The organism is bacterium, assembly GCA_035281585.1.
Taxonomy (GTDB): domain Bacteria; phylum UBA10199; class UBA10199; order DSSB01; family DSSB01; genus DATEDP01.
In genome coordinates, this window is sequence record DATEDP010000059.1 from 1 (window position 1) to 14,792 (window position 14,792).

The window sequence follows — 14,792 nt, forward strand, 5'->3', positions numbered from 1 at the left end:
CCAAGGCGCGCAGGACCGGCTCCAGCCGCCGCCATTCCTCGGCCGGCTCGACCGGGTCGGCGCCGGGCCGGGTGGACTCGGCGCCGATGTCGAGCAAGTCGGCCCCCTCGGACGCGATTTGCTCGGCTCGCCGCAAGGCCGCGTCTCGATCGGCGTGCCGGCCGCCGTCGGAAAAAGAATCGGGAGTGAGGTTGAGGACGCCCATCAGAAGCGGGCGATCCAGGTTGAGACTCGTGCTTCGTAGTCGCCAAATCATAGGAGGTTGGTAAACCCTGTCATCCCGAGCGCAGCGAGGGATCCTTGCCAAACTCTTGGCTCTAAGTGCCTCCGCAAGGATTCCTCGGCCCTTTCGGGCCTCGGAATGACAAGAGCGGGGCTAAAGCCCCTTGCTACGGGAATATAGCCTACGCCTTGCTCGGATGGGCCGGGACGTGGGGAGCGATGGTGATGCCCTCCTTGCCCGGCTGGCCTTGGTGTCTGCCACGAGCCGGCAGCGGCGGCGAGGCCTTCACCGGCGGCAGCTTGCCGCCGCTGATGACGATATTGATATCCTCGCCGGTCAAGGTCTCGCGCTCGAGCAGGGCCTCGGCCAGGGCGTGAAGCTCGGTCAAGTGGCCTTGGAGCAGCCCCTTGGCCCGCTCATACTGGTGCATCACCACTTGACGGACCTCGTGGTCGATCTCGGCCGCGGTCTTCTCGCTGTAGTCCTGGTGCTGGGCGAATTCGCGGCCGAGGAAGATCGCTTCCTCTTTTTTGCCGAAAGCCAGCGGCCCCAGCTTCTCGCTCATGCCCCACTCGCAGATCATCTTGCGGGCCAAGTCGGTGGCCTTCTCGATGTCGTTGCCGGCGCCGGTGGTCTTTTGGCTGAAGATCAGCTCTTCGGCCAAGCGGCCGCCCATCAGGATGGCGATCATGTTCTCGGCGTATTCCTTGCTGTGGGAATGCTTTTCCTCTTCCGGCAATTGCTGGGTGAGGCCCAGGGCCATGCCGCGCGGAATGATCGTGACCTTGTGCACCGGCTCGGTGCCTGGAATCAGCCGAGCCACCAAGGTGTGGCCGGCCTCGTGATAGGCCGTGGTCTTCTTCTCTTCGTCGGAGATGATCATGCTGCGGCGCTCGCTGCCCATCAGGACTTTGTCCTTGGCCATTTCGAAGTCGGTCATCTCGACCAGCTTCTTATCGCGGCGGGCGGCGTAAAGCGCGGCCTCGTTGACCAAGTTCTCGAGATCGGCGCCACAGAAGCCGGGGGTGCCGCGGGCCAAGACCATCAGGTCGACGTCGCGCGAAACCGGCACCCGGCGAGTGTGAATCCGTAAAATTTCCTCACGGCCCTTGAGGTCGGGGCGCGGAACGACGATCCGGCGGTCGAAACGGCCGGGCCTCAGCAAGGCCGGGTCGAGGACGTCGGGCCGGTTGGTGGCCGCGACCAGGATGACGCCGTCATTGGACTCGAAGCCGTCCATCTCGACCAGCAATTGGTTGAGGGTCTGCTCGCGCTCGTCATGGCCGCCGCCCAAACCGGCGCCGCGATGGCGGCCGACGGCGTCGATCTCGTCGATGAAGATGATGCAGGGCGCATGCTTCTTGCCCTGCTCGAAGAGGTCGCGGACCCGGGAGGCGCCGACGCCGACGAACATCTCGACGAAGTCGCTGCCCGAGATGCTGAAGAACGGCACTCCGGCCTCTCCGGCGATGGCCCGGGCCAGCAGGGTCTTGCCGGTCCCCGGCGGGCCCATCAAAAGGACGCCCTTGGGAATCCGACCGCCGAGCTTGGTGAATTTTTTCGGATCTTTCAGGAAGTCGATGATCTCCTCGACCTCTTCCTTGGCCTCTTCCACCCCGGCGACGTCCTCGAAGGTGATCCGCTTTTGGGACTCGCTCATCAGGCGGGCCCGGCTCTTGCCGAAGCTCAAAGCTTTGCCGCCGCCGATCTGGATCTGGCGCATGAAGAAGAAAAAAAAGCCGAAGAGCAGCAGCATCGGCATCCAGGAGATCAGGATCTGCTGCCACATCGGAGTCTCTTTGGGCTTCTCGTAACGGATTTGGGCGTCGGACTTGGCCAGGATCTCGAAGGCCTTGTCGCTGTTCACCGGGCCCAGGGTCTCGAAATAGCTTCCATCCTTATAGCTGTCCTTGAACTTTCCTTGGTACTCGTCCTCGCGGATGACCACCGAGTCGATCTGCTTCTGCTCGACCGCCGTGATGAACTCACTAAAACTCACTTTATTTCGCAGGGTTGGCTTGGCATTGAAAAAGTGAAGGATGGAGATCGACAAAAGGATGATGACGATCCAAAGAGCGATGGTTTTGTGAGACTGCTTCACGGGGAACCTCAAAATCGATACTCCATTCACCCTAACATAGGGATTTTCGGGGTGGCAACCCGGATTTGGAAAAAACCTGCGGGATTTCGATGTGTTTCAATGCTTGACCCGAGATGGTAACGGAGCCGCCGATTTCAAGGGCCTGTCCAATCTAAATGTCGCCGGCCCAGTTTCAAAAGGCCGCCTTTGAGCGGCAGCTCCAGCGATTTCCCGGCGGCCAGGGCGGCCAAGATTCGGGGCAGCAGCTCGCTCCAGCTTTGCGACCGGCCGGTCCTCCGCTTCAGCCAGGCCTCCAGGATGCAGGCCTGCAAACCGGGGGGCTGGCGGCGGAGGTTTTCCAGAGCCAAACGCTTCCCCCGCCCCCGGACTTTCAGCCAGTGGCCGGCCAAGACCTCGAGGGCCTCGCTGGCCTGCCCGGCCCGCGCGGCCGTCAGGGACAAGGTTTCCTCGATACTCGGGTTTTCCTGGCGGAGCAGAGGCAAGATCCGGCGGCGGACCCGATTGCGCAAATAAAGGTCGGTGAAATTCGACCGGTCGCGGCGGAAGAGGATCCGGTGATTTTGGGCATAGAGCTGAAGCGCCTCATGGGGAACTTCGAGCAAGGGGCGAAAGAGAGCCAGCCCTTCCCACTCCTCCTGGGTCTTCATGCCGGCGAGGCCCCGCAGCCCGGACCCGCGCAAGAGGCGGAGCAAGACGGTCTCGGCCTGGTCTCGCCGATGGTGAGCCAGCCAAACCGTGCCCCGGCCCTTGGAGCGCTTCTTGATGGTTTTCCGGAAAAAATCGAAGCGCTGCGCGCGGGCCCAAGCCTGAAGGTTTTCGGGCTTCCCTCGGGGCTTGAGCCGGAGCACCTCGATCGGCAGCCCTTCCCGGCCGGCCCATTTCCGCAAAAGAGCTTCTTCCCGGTCGCAGTCGGGCCGGCGCAGGCCGTAATTGACATGAAGGAAGCAGAGCGGCGGCAAGCGGTCGCGAAGCTCCAGCACCACCGCCGCCAGCACCGAGGAGTCCATGCCGGCGGAAACGGCGAGGTAGACCGGCGCTTCCCGCCACGCCTTGGGCAGGGCCCCGAAGCTCTCCCGAACCCGTTTTTTAAGGTCGACTCGTTGCACGATCCTTCAGTCCCCACCAAATTTCATAGAGGACCAAGGCCGCCGGAAGGAAGAAAAAAAGGAAGAGACCGACGCCGCCGACCGTAAAAAGGAAGACCCAATCCGGCGAAAAAAAGCGAACCAGGAATGGCGCGGCGTTATAGAAAAGGACCGAAAGCGCTCCGCCGGCGATGAGCAGCTTCTTGACCGCCGGCGAAAGCGGCGTGAAAGCCAAGGCGGCCCAGAGCGAGAGAAAGACCAGCGGCATGGTGAAGCTGTGGACATGGGCGGTTTGGAGGAGCTGGGCGTAGAGCTTGGCCATCTCCATCCCGCCTTGGGCCTCATTCCCCAGGTAGTGAGCGATCGTCTTCTGATGGTCGAGGCCGTAATGAAGCTGGCTCATCAGGGCGGCGACGCCGAAACCCAGCGAAGCCAAGAAAAGATAGGCCGTCAGCGCCCACTTCATCCCGCCGTTGAGATTTTTCATTCTGACATCGGATTCCATAAATGATCCCGTAGCCAGGGCCTTAGGCCCGCTTTTTTAGGCCCGTTAAGACGGGGCTAAAGCCCCTCGCTACGATTTTCCATAGAAGATCTGCCAAAGCGCCAAGGCTCGCTTCACTCCGACGACCAAGGCATGCGAGGAGAGCGTCGCCCCGCTGATGTTGACGATGTCGCCGTGGAGCCGAAGCTCGCTGTTGAGACTTTTTTGCTTGAACTGGTTGAGGAAGCGCTTGGAGGCAACGTCACCGCCGTGGCTTTCGCGGTAAACCATGATCTCGACCGCCGAGACATTTCCCTGGGGCTCGATGCGGGTGACGAAGGTGATGGGCTGGACCTTGCCGACCTGCTCGTCGATGATCGCGTAGCCGTCGACCTGACCACCGCTGCGTCCCAGATAAAAGGTGTATTGGCCCTTCGGCAGGTCATAGCCGAGGAGGGCTTGAGCCTTTTGGCGCTGCTCGGCGCTGACCGGGTGATCCTCTTTGATCACCTCTTGCGAATCCTTGAAAATCAGTTTCAAGGCATCGGCCGGGGTCAGGTAGACGGTCGTTTGGGCTGAGGCAATGGAAACCAGCGTCAGGCAAAAGAGCAAACTCAAAATTGAAAAAAACTTTCGCATGATCGGAGGTTCTTAGCTTGAGATCGGAGTGGAGTCAAACCTACCCTCTCCCCTTGCGGGAGAGGGTGCCCGAAGGGCGGGAGAGGGGGCGCGACGCTAAGAGAATACTTGCTTTGCCACGCCCCCTCTCCCGATCGCCTTCGGCGATCACCCTCCCCCACGAGGGGGGAGGGATATTTGGTAAAAGGGAAGATTAAAACCCGAAGGCCGCACCGAACATGAAGGAGTGGTTCTTGTCATTCAGGGTCGGCAAGTAGTTGGTCACGTCGGCCAGCGGCTTGCCGCTGTTGGTCCAAGTGAACTCGTAAGCGGTGTGGAAGACCGCCAGCGGATTCAAGCGGAAGGCCAGGCCGGCGGTGAGACGGTTGACGAAGCGGTCTTCCTTATCCAAAACCGTGGTCGCGCCGTTCTCGGCTTGAAAATCCTGGACCAAGCCGCTGAGGAAAGCCTGCTCCCACCGGACCACCGGGATCAGCTGGGGATCGGAGAAATGGCGGCCGAACCAGCTCTTGGTCAAAAAGTCGGGCCGGAAATGATAGCGCAGCTCGACCCAATAACCTTGCTTGGTGCTGGCCAAGCCGCTGGTCTTCATCTTGACCACGCTCTCGAGGTCGGGGCTGAACTCGTCCTCGACCTCGGCTTCGGTCCGACCGGCGACCTCGGCGAAATTGTTGAGGACGTCATCGAGGCCCGAGAAGTGAGTGAGCACGTACTCGGCTTCGATGTCGAAATTACCGAAGGTCGAGAGCCAGTCGAAGCCGAAAATCGTCAGCGACTTGGAGGGCAAATAGCTCGGCGTGTAGCGGCCCCAGTAACCGGAGAGGCCGATCTCATGGCCGAGAACCGGGCTGAAGGCGACGCGGCCGGTGACCGCCTTGGCGGTCTTGATGTCCTGGGAGAAGGTGCCGGTGGAGATGCCGAACTCCCCTTCCAGCTCGAGCTCGCTCCGCTCGTCCGGGCTGTTGGACACCTTCAGGACCTCTTCGACCTCGGCGTCGAGGACCGCGCCGTTCACCACGTAGATCTGGTAGTCGAGCTTGGACTTCTCGCCGAGCTCGAAGTCGCCGTTCAAGCCGAAGCCCAGCTCATCCCAGGCCGAAGTCGTGGGGAGCACCGGCACGCCGCGGTCGACCAAGGGCCGCCGGGGCAAATTCCAAACGTTGTCATCGTGGTTGATGTTGAAGCGGCCGATCGGAACCAAGACGCCGCCGCCGCGCAGCCGGATGTAGTTGGCGAACTCCAGCTCGAACCAGACCTGCTCCATCGCGATTTCGGATTGGTTGGTTCCCTCGATTTCTTGGGCGATCTCGATGCCGTCCTCGGCGATGACTTCGCGCTCGAGCTCGATCTTGCGGAAACGCTCGAACTCCAGCTCGGAATAGATCCGGAAGCGCGAGGCGATCTTGGCGTCGGTGGTCAGGACGAAGCGCCGGAAGGTGAAGGTGTCGTGAATGCCCTGGGCGGTATCGGTCGAGAAGCGCATCGAGCCGTAGCCGCCGAGCTTGAAATAAGTGCTGTCGTTGCCGAATTTGGCCAAAGGCTTCTCGCCGTACTTGAAATCCTCTTTCTTCTCGGCCGGCGCCGGGCTGGCGCTGACGTTGGGGTCGAACTTCAACTCGGGCTCGGCGGCCCCCGCTCCGTTAAATGGAGCTAGGCTGAGGGAAGTCAGGGCCAAGGCCAGGATCGCGTTCTTCATCTTCGGAAACTCCTTACGAATCCAATCGGGCTAATTGAAAATAACTTTCTTTATAATAGGCGCCCCTGCCTAACCGCCGGGACTGGAAACCGTCAAGAAATATTTCAATTTTGGCGGAATTTTTTGCGGCTAATTGAAATTATATTTCAAGTGAGCTAGCCCTGGCCGGCGATGCGAAGATTCCTGTTTCCCCTCTTGGCTCTTGCCCTGCTCGCCTGCGCCCCGCGCCAAGTCGTGGTCACGCGGTCGCGGCTCCTGATGGGGAACGTCCCGGTGAACCTCAGCCTGAAGATCCGGCCCGAGCGGAAGGCCGCAGCCCTCGAGGCCGGCGACGCCGCCTACCGGCTGGCCCAAAGCCTGGAAGAAAAAGTCAGCGAGTTTCGCCCCGATTCCGAAGTGAGCTGCCTGAACCGGAACGCCGGCAAGGCCCCCTGCCCGCTCAGCCCCGAAACCCTCGACCTGCTAAAAAAGGCCCTGGCCTTTTCCGAAAAGACCGGCGGGGCCCTCGACATCCGCTTCGCCTCGCTCTCGGCGGCCGGCGGCCGCGGGCCCATTCTCCTCCAAGAAAACCCGCCTTCGGGTTTCCTGGTCCATCCCGAGACTCGAATCGGGATCGGCGCCCTCGGCAAGGGCTGGATCGTCGACCGGATGATTGAAGATTTAAGATCGCGGGGCTTCGACCAAGCCCTGATCGACGCCGGCGGCGACCTTCGCGCCAGCGGCGGACCTTGGCGGGTCTCGATTCAAATTCCGGGAGCCGAACCGGGTGCCACCGCCGAGGAGCGGGAGGTCGAAGATCTCTCCCTCGCCACCTCCGGCCTCTACGAACGCGGCTCTCACATCCTCGACCCCAAGACCCGGCGGGCGGTCGAGCGTCCCGGCAGCGTCAGCGTCGAATCGGAAGACCTGACCACCGCCGACGCCTTGGACACGGCCCTCTTCGTGATCGGAGAGGAGAAGTCCAAAGCTCTGATCGAAAAATTTACGGGCTTGCGCGTAATCTGGCTCGATCCCGATGGAAAAAGTCGACATTACCAATCTCCCCCCTTTGAAAAAGGGGGGGCGGGGGGGATTTAAAGCCGTGGCATAAACCCGCGCTTGCTTAAGGCAACGGCCTTAAATCCCCCCTTAATCCCCCCTTTTTCAAAGGGGGGAAAAAAGACGATAAGTGATGAAAGAAGCCGCGTAGGCCAGAGCGGTGAGATAGACGAAGAGGAAGGCCGGCCAGCGCCAACCGTTGGTTTCACGCCGGACCACCGCCAGCGTCGAGAAGCATTGCATGGCGAAGACGAAATAGACCAGCAAGCTCAAACCCGTCGCCAGGCTCCATCGACTCTGCAACACCGAGCTTAAGCTCCCGCCCTCCAGCGCGGCCCCGCTGTCCTCCACCGAATAAACCGTGGCCAAGGTCCCGACGATCACCTCCCGCGCCGCCATCCCGGTGAGCAAGCCGATGCCGATCGACCAATCGAAGCCGATCGGCCGGATCACCGGCTCGATCGCCTTGCCGATCTTGCCGGCGAAGCTGTAGGTGATCGCCGGCTGATCCGGCGCGGCTTCGGCCGGCGGTTTGGGATAAGAGGAAAGGAACCAGATCACGATCGACACGGCCAAGATGACGGTTCCGGCCCGCTTCAGGAAGATCCAGGCCCTTTCGGACATGCCGATCAAGACGTTGCGCGGATTGGGCCATTTATAGGTGGGCAGCTCGAGCAAAAAGGTCGGCCGCGGCCCGCGGAAAACCAAATGCTTCAGCACCCAAGCCACCGCCAAGCCGGTCAAGGCGCCCAGGGCGTAGAGGCCCAGCATCACCAAGCCCTGCAGCCGAATCGGACCCCAGACCTCCCGGTTGGGGATGAAGGCCGAGATGAGCAAGGTGTAGACCGGCAGGCGGGCCGAGCAGGCCATCAGCGGCGAAATGAGGATGGTGGTCAAGCGGTCGCGCGGATTTTCGATGGTGCGGGTCGCCATGATCCCGGGGATCGCGCAGGCGAAAGAGCTGAGCAGCGGAATGAAAGCCCGGCCATGGAGGCCAACCTGGCCCATGTGGCGGTCCATCAGGAAGGCCGCCCGGGCCATGTAGCCCGAGTCCTCGAGCATCAGGATAAAGAAGAAGATCAGCAGAATTTGGGGAAGAAAGATCACCACCGATCCGACGCCGGCCAAAATGCCATCGACCAAAAGGCTGCGAATCCAATTGTCCGGCAGCCAAGCGCTCACTTGCCGCCCGATCCAGCCCAATGCCGCTTCGATCCCGTCCATCGGGTAGCTTGCCCAGTTAAAGATGGCTTGGAAAACGAAACCCAGGACGAGGACCAAGAGCAGCGAGCCCCAAAGCGGGTGGAGGAAGATCCGGTCCAAGCGGTCGGTCCAGCGGGCCGGCTTCAGGTCTCGGTGCCGGGCGGCCTTGAGCAGCCGGTCGATCTCGCGAAAGCGGGCCCGCACTTCCTCCGGCCGGTGCTCCGGCAAGCGATAGGATTCCTCGGGAAACATCCGCTCAGGCGCCGGCCGCTCTTGGCCGAGGCGGCGGGCGATTTCCTCGAGCAAAGGATCGAGTCCCTCCTTCTTGGTCGCGACCACCGGAAAGATCGGAATGGCCAGCTCCCGGCTCAAAACCTCGAGGTCGATCGCGAAGCCGCGGTTCCGCGCCAAGTCCATCATGTTGAGGACCAAGACCATCGGGAAACCCAAGGCCTTCAGCTCGAGGATGAGGCCGAGGCTGCGCTCGAGGTTGGTGGCGTCGGCCACCGCGATCAGTAGATCGGGCGGCATGCCTTCGATCTTGCGGGTCAAGAGGACGTCACGGGTGACGGCCTCGTCCAGCGTGTTGGCGTCCAAGGTGTAGGTTCCGGGCAGGTCGAGAATTTTGAGCCGATGGCCATTGGGCGCCTCGATCCGGCCCTCCTTGCGCTCGACGGTGACGCCGGGGTAGTTGGCCACCCGCTGGCGGCCGCCGGTCAAGGCGTTGAACAGGCTGGTCTTCCCGCAATTGGGGGATCCGACCAAGGCGACGTAGGGTTGCAGAAGGGATTCGGAAGAGCTCACGGACGCGAGGCCTTCCGCAGCAGGATGCAAGCGGCCTCTTGGCGGCGCAGACCGAGCAGGCCGCCGCGAACCCGCACCGCGATCGGATCGCGGCCGAAGGGCGCTTCGTGGACGACCTCGACGTAGGACTCCTCGATGAGGCCCATCTCCAAAAGCCGCCGTACCGTCTTCTCGGGCCCCTCGACCTTGCAGACATGGCCGCCCTCGCCCTTGCGAAGCTCGCCCAGGTGAACCGGCGTATCGAGGATGTTCTCGCGTCCCGTCATATTACTCGTTCTGGCAGCGGCTGCAGCAGCCGTAGACCTCGTGGCGGTGGCTGACGATCTTGAAGTTGATCCGCTTGGCGATCTGCTCCTGGAGCTTCTCGATGCGGTCGTCCTCGAATTCGTTGATGCTTCCGCACTTGATGCAGATCATGTGGTCGTGATGCTCGCCGGCCTTTTCGAAGAGCGACTTGCCCTCGCCGAAATGGCGTTGGTGGGCCAAGCCGCACTCCTTCAAGAGCATCAGGGTGCGGTAAACGGTCACGTAGCCGATCGACGGCTCGATCTTCCGCACCTGGTCCAGCAGGTCCTCAATCCGCATGTGCTTGTTCGACTTGAAGAATTCGGAAACGATGATTTCCCGTTGCCGGGTATGCTTCATCCCCTTTTCGTTCAGGTATTGGTTGAGCACCTCGATTGGGTTTTCCTGCTCCATCGGCCGCTCCACTGAAAGTTACTTTCAAAAGGATTAACACCGCCCCCGGAGAGCGTCAATAGCTCTTTGACCTCATCTAGGCTTCGACTCGGCCTGGGGCTTGGCCACCGACTTAGGGTCGAGGAAAGAGGGGTAAGGCAAGGCAGGGTTTTGGTAAATCGCCAAGGCCTCCGGCAAGTGCCGCTCCAGGTTCTTGGCCCGCTCGCCGCTGGCGGGATGAGAGGCGAAAATGCTGCCGGCGTCCTTCTTTCGGGCGGCCGCCCGCTTCCAGACCTCGACCGCCGCCCGTGGATCGTAGCCGGCCTTGGCCATGTAAAAGAGGCCGATCCGGTCGGCTTCGCTCTCGTTTTTTCGGGAATAGCTGGGGGCGTAGATGCTGTATCCGGTGTTGAAAAACTGGCCGAAGAGGTTGCTGCCGGCGGTCGAGCCGCCGAGGGCGATGGCGCTGGTGGCCACCGAGCCGGCCAAGGCCACCGTCATGTTCTGAGTGAGAGACTCGGTGACGTGGCGGGCGGTGACGTGGGAGATCTCGTGGGCCAAGACGGCGGCGATCTCATCGTCGCTCTCCTCGTTGACCAGGCCTTTCTTCGGGTCCCAAAGTCCCGAATAAACCATCATCTTTCCACCGGGCGCCGCCCAGGCGTTGACGACCGGCGCGTCGGCCAAATGCACTTCGTAGGGAAGATTGGGGAGATGGCTGACCTTGGAGATGCGGTCGACCATCTGCTGAAGCCTCTCGCTTTGGGCCTTGTCCTCGGGTGGATCGACCGGAACTTTTTGCTTTTCAAAGGATTGAAGCTGAGCGTTAAGCACCTGATTGCCCAGCTTGACGTCGTCCTGGAGCTTATACCAATTATAGCTGGATTTTCCGGTGACATAGTCGTGAGCGCAGCCTGACGCGGCGAGACAAAGGGCGAATAATAGACTCCAACGCTTCATCGATCACCTCCACATCCCCGCTTCATAACCCATATTCCGCCGGGGAAAAATGCTTTTGACTCGCCCGAGCCTTCTCCCCTAAACTCGGGCTTCGTCATTTCTCAATTTAAAAGGGTCCATGACCAGAATCCTGCTCATTGAAGACAACGCCGACCACGCGGAGCTCATTGAGCGCTCGCTGAAGAAGGGATTCGGTCCGATTCGCCTCAAGGTGGCAGCCTCGGCCGAGGAAGCCTACGAGACCCTCGACGACAAAAAATTCGATTTGATACTCAGCGACTATTACCTGCCCGACGTCGACGGCGACGAGCATATCCGCCAGCTGAGCCTGCGCGCTCCCCGGGTTCCGGTGGTCATCATCACCGGCCAAGGCGACGAAAAGGTCGCGGCCAAGTCCATCCAGTCGGGTGCCGAGGACTATATCGTCAAGACCCGGGAGGCTCTCGAAGTCTTGCCGACCATCCTCAAGCGGGCGATGGTCAAGCACCGCAGCCATCAGAGCAAAAAGCAGAAAGAAATCCGGAAGCACCTCAACGACCATGAAGAGAAGGTGAAAAAGGTGCTGGGCGAAGTCGAGAAGATCGGGCGGCGGATGCGCAATCTCACCAAGCGGGCCTCGGGCAACGGATCGGCCAAGCCCGAGGACAGCGGGACCCTCGACAACTTGGCCCGGCAGATCGAATCGCTGAAGAAGTTCGTGAAGGGATTCTTCAAGAAGTGAGCAAGCGCTTGGCCGAGACCCGATTCCGGCCGTTGCTCTTGGAGAAGTAAAGATACTCGTCGGCGGCCTGAATCAATCCCCTAAAATCCTTGAAGTTGGAGTCCTTAAGGCAGGAGACGCCCAAGCTGATCGTGACCGGGATCCGCTTGCCCTCGAAGGCGAAGTCGGTCTGGCTGACCTTCTTGCGCAAGCGCTCGGCCAGCTGGACCGCCGCCGGCTCGTCGGTGTCGCGCATCACGATGACGAACTCCTCGCCACCATAGCGGGCGAAGATGTCCTCGCGGCGGATCATGGTCTTGGTGATTTCGGCGATCTTCTGCAGGACGAAATCGCCGGCCAAATGACCGTGGGTGTCGTTCACCTTCTTGAAGAAGTCGAGATCGTAGATCACCAGCGAAAGCGGCAAGCCGCGGCGCAGCGAATGGGAGAACTCGTGCTGCAGCCGATCGATGAAGTAGCGCTTGGTGTGGGCCGAGGTCACCGGATCGTAGAGTGCCATCTCGTAAAAGCGGTCATGGCTATGCTTGTCGATGGTGTCGACGTAGGAGAAGCGGAGGACGGTGGCCGAGCTGATCTGGATCTTGTCGTTGGCCTTCAGCACCTGCTGCTTCACCCGGTGGCCGTTGACGTAGGTGCCGTTGGTGCTGTTCATGTCCTCGATGGTGGCGATCTTGTCGCGGACCTTGATCTTGAAGTGGCAGCGGCTGATCGCTTCGTCCTCGACGACGATGGTGGCGTCCTTGCTCCGGCCGAAAACCGAGTCGCCTTCCTCAAGGATGACCTGCATCCCCATCGAGGGGCCGCCCAAGAAGTCCACCGCCGGTTCCTTCTCGGTGATCCCCTCCAGTTGGCCGATGCTTGTGACGACGGTTTCGTCCTTGAAGCCCTCGATTCCCATTGACCCTGTACCTTCCATTCGTGGGTTGACGATCCGATTATAAGCTTAGTGATTTCGCGGGGTCAACGAGAGCTATTCTTTTCCATCGCGTGGTAAATCCGGAGGTTTTGGCCGGGAGCCAAGGAAATCTCATTCTGGTAGGTTTTAAAGCCCTGAAGCTCGAGGCTCAGGTCGATTTCTTGGTTCGCTGGGACTTGGTGGGCCAAGAGCGGCGTTTTGCCGGCGTTCTTGCCGTCGAGCGAGATCGCCGCTCCCGAGGGCGAGCTTTGGACCTCCAGAAAGCCGACGGGCACCTGGAGATCGGCGACGATCAAGCCGGGCGCAGCTTCTTCCAAGCGACGCTGCCAGTTCGGCGGACCTCCCAAGGAAAGGCCTAAGACCAGGGGAAACTTGAGATTTTGCAAATTTAGGATGGCCGGGGTTTTTTGCCCGATGGGCTGGCCATCGATGTAAATGGCCGCCCCCGACGGCTGGCTCCGCACCTCGAGGCTGCTGCGAGCTGAGGCTTGGATGGTCGCCGGCACCGGAGCCTTCTTCTCGGACCGGGTCATGAAATAACGCAAAAGGCCAAGGCCGGCGAGGAAGAGAAGGAGCATCAGGGGCAAGACCCAGCGCTCCCGGGCCGGCCCGGTCGCCTCGGCCGAGGCGGAAGACTCCGGCTTTCGCTTGGACGGGATCGGCGTGAACTTCGGCTCGGGCTCCTCGGCCTCGCCGTCGATTTCCAGGTCGCCGGTGATCTCTTCCGGCTCGGGCGGAGGCTTGGGCTTGGCGTCGGGCAGGAGCGACGGGTCGACCTCGGCGGTTCCCGAGGTCGAAACCTCGCTGAAGCCGATGGCCCGGGTGATGTCGCTCACCTCCTCGTCGACGTCGATTTCCTCGAAGATCGAGCGGAAGTCCAGCTCCTGGGGATCGACGATCATCGTGTCTTCGGGCAGCTCGATGGCTTCTTCCTCGTTCCCTTCGCGCGGCATCTCACCGATCTCCCGGACCGTCAGCTCCTCGCGCATGGTTTTTTCCTGGTAAAGGTCGCCGGTGTTTTCCTCGTTGTCGAAGACCTCTTTGAGGAAATCGCCGACCTGGACCGGCTTGAACTCGGGATGATGGCGGAGCAGGAACTTGGTCAGGGCCAGCGACATGTCCTCGGCCGAAGCGTAGCGGGCTTCGGGATCGCGCTCCAAGGCCTTCATGACGATATCGTCCAAATCGGAGGGAATCTCGTTGCGGTAGGCGCTGGGCGGAAAGATCGTCATGCTCTGAACCGCCTCGATGGTCTCGGGATTCGACTTTTTCTTGAAGAGCCGCCGGCCGGTGAGGATTTCCCAGAGCACCACGCCGGTGGAGAAGATGTCGGAGCGGGAGTCGATGTTCCGGCCCTCGGTCTGTTCCGGCGACATGTAGGCGAACTTCCCTTTGAGAACACCCCGCTCCATCTCCGAGAGCTTGAAGGCGGCCTTGGCCACCCCGAAGTCGACGATCTTCACATTGCCCGATTCGGAGAGGATGACGTTCTGGGGGCTGATGTCGCGATGAACGATCTCGAGGGCGGTGCCCAGCTCGTCGCGGCGGCGGTGCATGTAGTTGAGGCCGTTGCAGATCTCGCTGGTCACGTAGGCCGCCAGCGGGATCGGGATGAAAATCTTGAGCTCGACCGCCTTCTTGTAGATCTGGCTGACGGTGCGGCCGTCGACGTACTCCATCACGATGAAATAGTCGTCGGCGACCTTCCCGAGGTCGAAAGTCTGGGCGATGTTGCCGTGGCTCAGCTTGACCGCGATCTTGGCCTCGTCGATCAGCATTCGGATGAAGTCCTTGTTGGCCGCGATATGGGGCAGGATGCGCTTGATGACGATGAACTTCTTGAGCCCGCTGAAGTCGTAGGTCAGCCCCTTGAAGATCTCCGCCATGCCGCCTTGCGCGATCTTCTCGAGGATGAAGTAATGTCCGAAGGGCCTGGGCTTGGTCATAGGATTTGGGGGCCTAAGCCCCGCGCTCAAGACCAAGGCTGGGGACTTCCCCCCTCAACCTTGGCTGAGGTCTGCTTTCTTTTGCAGCCTCTTCTAAATATAAAATCACACAAATACAAGTACTTAGAAAAAAGTTTTGCCTTTTGGTCAATTGGCAATCGCTTTGCAAAACCTATTCATGTCTTTGAAATTTATCGAATAGGAATTTGAAAAGTTTTCTTCACACCTTTTTAAAAACTACTTCTTTCTAATCTTTCTAACCCCACCCACTATCCTACCAACTACCGGCAATCATAAA

Annotated in this window: 14 protein-coding genes; 2 read left to right on the plus strand and 12 right to left on the minus strand. The window is 60.7% G+C overall.

Annotated features, from left to right (window positions below; translation table 11 throughout):
* The 6 genes from VJR29_04420 to VJR29_04445 all read right to left on the minus strand — a co-directional run.
* Positions 1-256 (minus strand): dihydropteroate synthase (locus VJR29_04420; GenBank protein ID HKY62644.1); only part of this gene is annotated, 256 nt, incomplete at its 3' end.
* Positions 257-404: 148 nt separating this feature from the next.
* Positions 405-2,324: an ATP-dependent zinc metalloprotease FtsH gene (gene ftsH / locus VJR29_04425; GenBank protein ID HKY62645.1), complete on the minus strand. Its 1,920-nt coding sequence runs from the start codon at positions 2,322-2,324 to the stop codon at positions 405-407.
* Positions 2,325-2,458: 134 nt separating this feature from the next.
* A complete protein-coding gene (tilS, locus tag VJR29_04430) occupies positions 2,459-3,430 on the minus strand; it encodes a tRNA lysidine(34) synthetase TilS (GenBank protein HKY62646.1) in 972 nt (323 codons plus the stop codon).
* Entirely contained in the window at positions 3,411-3,896 is a 486-nt protein-coding gene (locus VJR29_04435) for a hypothetical protein (protein ID HKY62647.1), read from the minus strand. Before VJR29_04435 ends, tilS begins: the two co-directional genes overlap by 20 nt.
* A gap of 87 nt (positions 3,897-3,983) precedes the next feature.
* A complete protein-coding gene (locus VJR29_04440) occupies positions 3,984-4,532 on the minus strand; it encodes an FMN-binding protein (GenBank protein ID HKY62648.1) in 549 nt (182 codons plus the stop codon).
* 193 nt (positions 4,533-4,725) lie between these two features.
* Entirely contained in the window at positions 4,726-6,228 is a 1,503-nt protein-coding gene (locus VJR29_04445) for a hypothetical protein (protein HKY62649.1), read from the minus strand.
* A gap of 171 nt (positions 6,229-6,399) precedes the next feature.
* On the opposite strand from VJR29_04445, the gene VJR29_04450 reads away from it, so the two are divergent.
* Positions 6,400-7,305 carry an FAD:protein FMN transferase gene (locus tag VJR29_04450; GenBank protein ID HKY62650.1) on the plus strand — a complete coding sequence of 302 codons (906 nt, stop codon included), beginning with the start codon at positions 6,400-6,402 and terminating at the stop codon, positions 7,303-7,305.
* Between the two features lie 66 nt (positions 7,306-7,371).
* Here VJR29_04450 and feoB read toward each other — a convergent pair whose 3' ends face one another.
* The 4 genes from feoB to VJR29_04470 all read right to left on the minus strand — a co-directional run bounded on the left by feoB (position 7,372) and on the right by VJR29_04470 (position 10,911).
* Complete coding sequence (gene feoB, locus VJR29_04455) at positions 7,372-9,273, minus strand: ferrous iron transport protein B (GenBank protein HKY62651.1); 1,902 nt, start codon at positions 9,271-9,273, stop codon at positions 7,372-7,374.
* Positions 9,270-9,539, minus strand: coding sequence for a FeoA family protein (locus VJR29_04460; protein ID HKY62652.1), 270 nt, complete (start codon positions 9,537-9,539; stop codon positions 9,270-9,272). The genes feoB and VJR29_04460 overlap by 4 nt, the downstream gene beginning before the upstream one ends.
* Before the next feature lies 1 nt (position 9,540).
* Positions 9,541-9,972: a transcriptional repressor gene (locus VJR29_04465; protein HKY62653.1), complete on the minus strand. Its 432-nt coding sequence runs from the start codon at positions 9,970-9,972 to the stop codon at positions 9,541-9,543.
* Between the two features lie 72 nt (positions 9,973-10,044).
* A complete protein-coding gene (locus tag VJR29_04470) occupies positions 10,045-10,911 on the minus strand; it encodes a M48 family metallopeptidase (GenBank protein HKY62654.1) in 867 nt (288 codons plus the stop codon).
* A 118-nt stretch (positions 10,912-11,029) separates the two neighbouring features.
* Here VJR29_04470 and VJR29_04475 point away from each other — a divergent pair, with 118 nt between their 5' ends.
* Positions 11,030-11,632, plus strand: coding sequence for a response regulator (locus VJR29_04475; GenBank protein HKY62655.1), 603 nt, complete (start codon positions 11,030-11,032; stop codon positions 11,630-11,632).
* Here VJR29_04475 and VJR29_04480 read toward each other — a convergent pair.
* Together VJR29_04480 and VJR29_04485 are read right to left on the minus strand one after the other, a co-directional pair.
* Complete coding sequence (locus tag VJR29_04480; protein ID HKY62656.1) at positions 11,622-12,530, minus strand: GGDEF domain-containing protein; 909 nt, start codon at positions 12,528-12,530, stop codon at positions 11,622-11,624. The two genes, VJR29_04475 and VJR29_04480, sit on opposite strands and share 11 nt — an antisense overlap.
* 62 nt (positions 12,531-12,592) lie before the next feature.
* Positions 12,593-14,494 carry a serine/threonine-protein kinase gene (locus VJR29_04485; GenBank protein HKY62657.1) on the minus strand — a complete coding sequence of 634 codons (1,902 nt, stop codon included), beginning with the start codon at positions 14,492-14,494 and terminating at the stop codon, positions 12,593-12,595.
* Between the last annotated feature and the right edge of the window lie 298 nt (positions 14,495-14,792).